At 46.9% G+C, this 6,609-nt stretch carries 8 protein-coding genes; all 8 read left to right on the top strand.

The window, feature by feature from the left end:
- Positions 1-85: 85 nt before the first annotated feature.
- The 8 genes from GFC01_RS20025 to GFC01_RS14360 all read left to right on the top strand — a co-directional run bounded on the left by GFC01_RS20025 (position 86) and on the right by GFC01_RS14360 (position 6,539).
- A complete protein-coding gene (locus GFC01_RS20025) occupies positions 86-2,200 on the top strand; it encodes a bifunctional DNA primase/polymerase (protein ID WP_152947852.1) in 2,115 nt (704 codons plus the stop codon).
- A gap of 436 nt (positions 2,201-2,636) precedes the next feature.
- Positions 2,637-3,089, top strand: a complete 453-nt coding sequence (locus tag GFC01_RS14330; RefSeq protein WP_152947853.1) for a hypothetical protein — start codon at positions 2,637-2,639, stop codon at positions 3,087-3,089.
- A gap of 29 nt (positions 3,090-3,118) precedes the next feature.
- Positions 3,119-3,508 (top strand): hypothetical protein, encoded by a 390-nt coding sequence (locus GFC01_RS14335; protein WP_152947854.1) that lies wholly within the window; start codon positions 3,119-3,121, stop codon positions 3,506-3,508.
- Positions 3,498-3,800, top strand: coding sequence for a hypothetical protein (locus tag GFC01_RS14340; RefSeq protein ID WP_152947855.1), 303 nt, complete (start codon positions 3,498-3,500; stop codon positions 3,798-3,800). Before GFC01_RS14335 ends, GFC01_RS14340 begins: the two co-directional genes overlap by 11 nt.
- Positions 3,801-4,853, top strand: a complete 1,053-nt coding sequence (locus GFC01_RS14345) for a hypothetical protein (protein ID WP_152947856.1) — start codon at positions 3,801-3,803, stop codon at positions 4,851-4,853.
- Between the two features lie 16 nt (positions 4,854-4,869).
- Positions 4,870-5,505 (top strand): hypothetical protein, encoded by a 636-nt coding sequence (locus tag GFC01_RS14350; protein WP_152947857.1) that lies wholly within the window; start codon positions 4,870-4,872, stop codon positions 5,503-5,505.
- A gap of 16 nt (positions 5,506-5,521) precedes the next feature.
- Positions 5,522-5,845 (top strand): transglycosylase SLT domain-containing protein, encoded by a 324-nt coding sequence (locus GFC01_RS14355; protein ID WP_152947858.1) that lies wholly within the window; start codon positions 5,522-5,524, stop codon positions 5,843-5,845.
- Between the two features lie 178 nt (positions 5,846-6,023).
- Positions 6,024-6,539 carry a hypothetical protein gene (locus GFC01_RS14360; RefSeq protein ID WP_152947859.1) on the top strand — a complete coding sequence of 172 codons (516 nt, stop codon included), beginning with the start codon at positions 6,024-6,026 and terminating at the stop codon, positions 6,537-6,539.
- The last annotated feature ends 70 nt before the right edge of the window (positions 6,540-6,609 follow it).

Genomic DNA, 6,609 nt, shown 5'->3' on the forward strand with positions numbered 1-6,609 from the left:
AAGCAAATGCCAGTATGCTGGTGGGGCATCTGGCAGTGCACGGGAATGGGAAAGGCATTTTTGTTGAGCAAGGAGGCGTTCTATTGTGATTATATCAGAAAACACTACAAAAAGTCAACTTGCAATTGAATTATCGGAATACGGATTTTACGTATTACCGTGCTGTTGGCCTGATGAAACCGGCAATTGCGGCTGCGGTAAAGGACACATAGGCCGTGAAATTGGTAAAGCACCACTATTCCGGGATTGGCCAGGCAGATCGATCAACGATCCCACAATCATTTCAGCATGGTGGAGCAAATGGCCGCAAGCAAATATTGGAATTGATCTGGCCAAATCCGGGCTGCTTGTGGTTGACCTGGACGATGGATCTCGAATTAATGAATTGCATACATTGCTCGACATTCCACCTGGGACAACAACCGTCAAAACGGGGCGCGGTTACCACTTATATTTCCGCAATCCCGGTATTAAAACCACGTCATTCAAACTTCCAAATGGACTGGGCGATTTGAAGGCAAGCGGCTTCGTTTTAGCCCCCGGTTCACAGCACCAGAGCGGTCAGGTTTATGAGCTGATTAGTGGTTCGTTTAGTGAGATTCTCGAACCACCAGAGCCTGTTATTGAGCTGATCCATCAGCACGAACAGCAGGAGGCCGTTTATGCGTACCTGCCGGATGATATTGAGGCCCGAGCGGAGCAAACTATGAGCAAACTGCCAAATTTTGTAACAGAAATCTGGCAGTCAGGCCGTAATTCCGGTGATCGAAGCGGTGAAGCATACAACCTGGCCCGGTTGTGCGTTGAAAACGGCATTACAGATTTGCTGGACATTGCTAGCGTTGTTTTCACGAGTGCTGCCCACCATGACAAGTTCAAAGACCGCCCAGACGGCTGGAAAGATGCTGTACGAGTAGCTGAACGAGCACTTAAAATGGCCACCACAGGTGGGGGTAGATACTTCATCATGGAAGCAGACCGTAGTGATCTCGATTTCCCGGAGGACTGTGCCGTTGGAATCTGCGCTGACATAGCTAAGATGTTCTCAGAGCATTTTGAAGCTCCATTTTCATACTGGTTTTTTGCAGCTCTAACTTACCTGAGCGCGGCAATTTCGGGTTACATTGAATTAGATTCAGAGGAAATTATTCAGCCCAGGATTTACCTGGCAATTATAGGCCCTTCGGCTGACAGTAGAAAGTCAACCGTTATTGACAAGGTTGGGGTATTTTTCAAAGATGCGCTTGGTGAATACATGCCGCATGTCGAACACGGACTTGGCAGCGGTGAAGGTTTAGCGCAGGTTTTACAAGATAACAAACATTGCATAATTGCGCTTGATGAACTCAAATTGCTGACACAGAAAGCCAGAATTGAGCATTCAAGCCTGTTGCCAATGCTCACAAGCCTGTTTCACAAGAACGAATTTTCAAATTCAACTCGCAAAAGCCGTATAAACTTGCGTGGTGTGCATGTTTCACTACTTAGTGCTTGCACAACGGAAACTTTTGAATCAATGTGGACATCCGAATTTCTTGACATCGGCTTTGTCAACCGCTTGTGGCTCGTACCTGATAAAGCCAGAAAACGCATAGCGCTTCCAGAAACCATTCCGTCTGAGAAAAAACAAGCACTGGCGCAGCGTTTAGCTGATATTGTTGCGTTTATTCACACTAAAGCGTCACAAAAAGGCAAAATCTACGCCAATGGGACAGAAGCTGAAATTAAGGTTGTAACACCAATTAGACTCAAACTAACAGATAAAGCCCGAGACTTATTTGAACAATGGTATTGCAGCCGACCACTAAGTGAACACAGTAAACGTCTAGACGCATATGCGAAAAGACTAATGATTCTACTGGCAGTTTCTCAGGATAATCTCGAATCAATTGACAGCGAAACAGTGAACAAGGTTATCAAACTGGTTGACTGGCAGTATAACGTTCGCAAGGCATATGACCCGATTGACTGCGACAATCGCATGGCAGCCATGGAACAACGTATTATGCGAACTTTGATGAGAAATGGTCCTCTACCAGATGGGCGATTACGTAAAGCCGTCCACTGGGAGCGTTATGGAACATGGTTCTACGAAACTGCTTTGAAGAATCTCCAAAACTCTGGAGTTTTAATGGCAAAAAAAGGAAGGCGTGGCTCTGTTTACTTCTTGGGTGAACATCCACAGGAGTGGGGCGTTTAATGTGGCCATGAATGTGGCCAGGGGTTGGCCACATTGCGAAACCGCATGAATACTGGGCTGAGAGGCTTTTGTAGCCAAATCTCGGGGGGGGTGAGAGAAATATATATATATTTGACATATCCCATATATATATAATGGCCACATTGCCCTCAAACCCGCATGGCTGTAGGGCTCTAATGTGGCCAAAAGGGTGGCCACATTACTGGCCACATTAAAACCGCAACCTCAAAAAGGTACCCCCCTGTGGTTGACACACAATCAGGCCGCATGATGTTTAAGAGGTGATGCTCAACGAGTAAAAAGTTTAAGCAAAAAAGGACCAAAGAGGCACTTAAATTAGCGATATGGCGTTTGACTGCCCGGCCAATTGTAAGGGTGGATATCCGGACAGGCAAAGTCCTGGTTTGGAGGCTTTGGGAAAGGAGATGAAATTTTAATGAAAATTATAATCAAAAATTCTGCGCGTAATGGCAATGGAAGGAAACCTGTGGATAAGAATGCCTTAATGCTGGCTGCCCGCTTATTTGGTGAAAAGCTTTACAGAGAATCGTTTTCGGCATGTCCTAAGTTTCTAAGTGAGTACCCCCCTGTAGACTGTGAAATACGCAACGGCAAGCAGATTGCCCGATACATCTGCAATTGTGGCAATAGCTGGGAAGTAGAATACCCCTTAACATGGCCGCTATACACATTAATTAACTGGTTAGAGCTGCTTCCGTCCTGCTTTTACTATAAAAACTGGAAGAATCTGCCGTTGAAATCACTCATTCCTGCTGACAGTATGGAGGAATTAAAGAAATACATGGAAGCTGCACAGGAATATCTTAATGATAGGGGTTATTATTTCAATTTCGCCGGGCAGTTTCTAAAGGTTTGGCGCGAAAATTAACCTTATTTTCAAAGGAGACTATTACCCAAATGATTGAGAGATTTTTCGCATACACTTTAGACAGCGAAGGCGAAACTGTTGTAGCCGGGTTGCCTGTCGAATATAACCGGCAGCAGGTTACCGTTCATTTCCCCGGCGGCGGGATTCAAACAATTCAACGTGTGCCGGTACAGGCTAGTTACAAACGGTATAAACACAACCAGCGTTTTGTACACTGGTTTAGCTGCCCCTCCTGTGGTAGACGCACCTGGAGCCTGTTGCTGGTGCCGGGTGTAGGGTTTTACTGCCGTCATTGCCTCGGATTGGGCGATTACCGGGATTTGTGGAACGCTAACAACAACCACAGAAAACCGGCCAAACCATCAACCTGGTTCAAGCAATTGGCAAAAAGAGGAAAGAAGGTGCTTAATGATGGCTGAGCGTTGTTTACAGAAAATGGATGAAGCTAAACTGCGGGAAAAACGAGATGAGATTGTGGCCCTTTGCGTGGAAGCATCTCCCAAAATCGTCGAAGCGTTGATCGAAAAAGCGGTTGGCGGAAACGTCCGGGCGGCGCAAATGGTTTTGCAGGTTGCTGGCCTGCTTGCGCAGCGTGGTCAAAGCCAGGTTGCACTTGTAAACAATACCCAACTTGTCCTGTCCGAAAGTGAGCGTCTGGAACTTTTGGAGGCTTGGAAGGATGCTGTAGCAGACGAAAGGAGTGATTTTTAGATGCCTTCGTTAGCTGATTGGGCAAAAAGCCAGGGGTATAAGGTAACAAAGCAGGGTAGCTATTACACAATCACCAACCCTGTTACCGGTAAGAGTACGCGGGCGTGGGAAGGTGTGCAGTACACCGGCGGCAACCAGCTGGCTGGGCTGGGTAGCCTGTCTCCTACCGGTGGTAGTAGCGGATCTTCCGGTGCCGATTACCAAAGCATTCTGCAAAATTATTTCGGTGGTGATTATGGTGCGTATGCGGCGGAGATAAAGCGCAAGCAACAGGCTGGGATACCGTTTACCGATCCGGCTGCAGCTCAAGCGTTTATGCAGGCTTACCCGCATTATTTTACCACCAATCAGCCGACTTACTCCGAAACGCCCAACGTACCTAGAAGCTCGCCGTTGATTGGTGGCAGTGTGTCGCAGTACAGTTTCCCTTATGAACAACTGTTGCGTGACCTGTTGTCGCAGGCTCAAACTTCGTATACTGCTCCTACGGAATCTGAATTGCAGCAACAGGCACACCAGTACGCTATTTTGCAGACAGACCCGGTGCTGTCGGCTATAAAATCCAGGCTGGAGCAGGCGCAGAAGGACTATGAAAGCCAGAAGGCCGCTATCGAGGCCGCTTATTCCACCGTGCCCCAAACAACGCAACGGTTGCTTGAAGAGGCTCGGCAGAGTGCCCTTGAGCAGGCTATAGCCCGGGGTATGGGCCGTTCCGGCGCGGTGGAGTGGCTGACTACCAAACTTAGTGCTCCCATTATGGAGCAGGCTACCCAGTCCGAGCAGGAGAAGGCGGCTAAATTGGCGGCGGCGGCCAATACCCTGGCACAGATCCAGCAGGAAGCTGAACGGCAGCAGCAGGAAACCATGCAACGTCAGGGGGAACTTGAATCTTATATGCTGCAACAGCTACGCGACCAGATAGCCCAAAGAATGGTGCAACAACAAGGTGATATTTGGAGCAGGGCTGCGGGATTGGCTTCCATGGCGCAGGCGGCAAATCTCAGCCAGCAACAGTACCTGTTGAATTTGTTGCAACAATTACTTTACGGCTAAAAGGTAGGTGGAAATAATGGCGCTTAAGAATGTATTGGACAAATTAGCCTCTGGAAGCTATGGCAACGAAGTACCGCGCTACAATGCTTTTGAGCAAGCACCCGCATTAGCGCAAGCTATTATTAATTGGCAAAAAGCGCAGAGGATGCGGCCATACGCGAAGGCTATAGAAGAATATGGTAGTCAGTGGGCTACCGCTGATCCGGAGACGCGTAAGAAACTTAATGAGAGGGCTAGTCAGGCCAGGAAAGCGTTTATTGAGGCCGGTGGAAGCCCTTATGATTTGCCAAGAAGTTATTGGGGAGATAACCCACAGGCTGGATTTCAAATTGGTATTGGGGAATATGCTCCACCGTATACTGGGGGAAACTATACGGTTGGACAGACAATAAAACAGGATGAAGCTCGTCGTAAGGCATTGCTTGACGCTCTGGAGGAGCGTTTAAAGGAAGCTCAGATTACCGGTGTGGACCCGTGGACTGGGCAGCCTACTCCGGAGGCTCAACGGTTGAATCTCGATATTTTAAAATTTGAACAGCCAAGCGCTTATCAGCAAGCATGGTTGGATATACAGCGTCAGAGGTTAGCGCAACAGGCACAGCAGGGCTATGATGAGCTTGATTACTTCTTGAATTTATTAAATCAATTGTAGTAGGCAGGTGTAATACATGCCTGGTTTTGGTGATTTAAGAAAAATTGAATCCGAACAAGGTTATGAAGTTCCTAAAAGCAAATTCAAACAGTGGCAGGCTAATGCCACCTTGAAGAGGGCGCTTGACCGTACCAGGCGGTTGCGTGAAGCAGAGCAGACCAGGCAACCGGTGTTCCAGACCATTCCTTCGACGTTCAGGGAGTACGCTCTACCAGGCTATAGTGATATATTCAATCCATTGCATAATGCCATAGCTGCAATAAGGTATATCAAAGCCAGGTACGACCATCCGTCCAGGATACCAAATATTGGCAACTGGTCAAAGTGGATCGGCTATTGATTTGAGGTTAGGGATCACCATTGAACAGGGGTGATCCCTTTTTATCATCTCGCAGACGTGTTTGCGGCCACACGTGTTTCTAAATTTTAAAAGCCAAATACTGGATTTGAAATAAAATCTTCTATCAAGGAGGATTACAGGAGCACAGTGAGTAAAATATATCTGGGGGGTGAAAAGAATGCGGTGGCTGGTGATTACGATAGTGGTTATTGGTTTAAGCATGGTGATGATCATTAGTGGTGGCTCGTATTATAATGTGTACCAGGAAGTTATTGACTACCAGCAACAAGCTACAGCGTATCAGGAAGCATATCAGAAAGCTGTTGACGATTGGCTCAAATCAGATGAAGCTGCTGAATTACGGGAAAAGAGAGCTAAAGCCGTAGCTATGGCGTTGGTAATAGCAGATAGATCGCATACGGTAACCTATAACGACATAAAAATAGCAAAGCAAGACATTGACAAATATATACAGGAAAAGGCAAAGGAGAAAGCAGTAGAAATAATTGGGAATGCACCACCATCTCCTGAAATAAGTATAGGTGAAGCTCAAAAGATGCTCCAAAAAGCCTATTTTTGGGTAGGTACCGGTATAGTCATTGTGTGCTTATACATTGTATTTTCAATAATCTATTGGCTTCGTATTTGGATGCTTAAAAAACATTCAACCGAAAATAACGGGGTAACAGGTTAAATAATGGACACAGGGGACATTAAAAAACCGGATAAGGGAATCATACCTGCCCGGCAACCACGGGGGGGGG

The organism is Desulfofundulus thermobenzoicus, from assembly GCF_009428905.1.
GTDB lineage: Bacteria > Bacillota > Desulfotomaculia > Desulfotomaculales > Desulfovirgulaceae > Desulfofundulus_A > Desulfofundulus_A thermobenzoicus.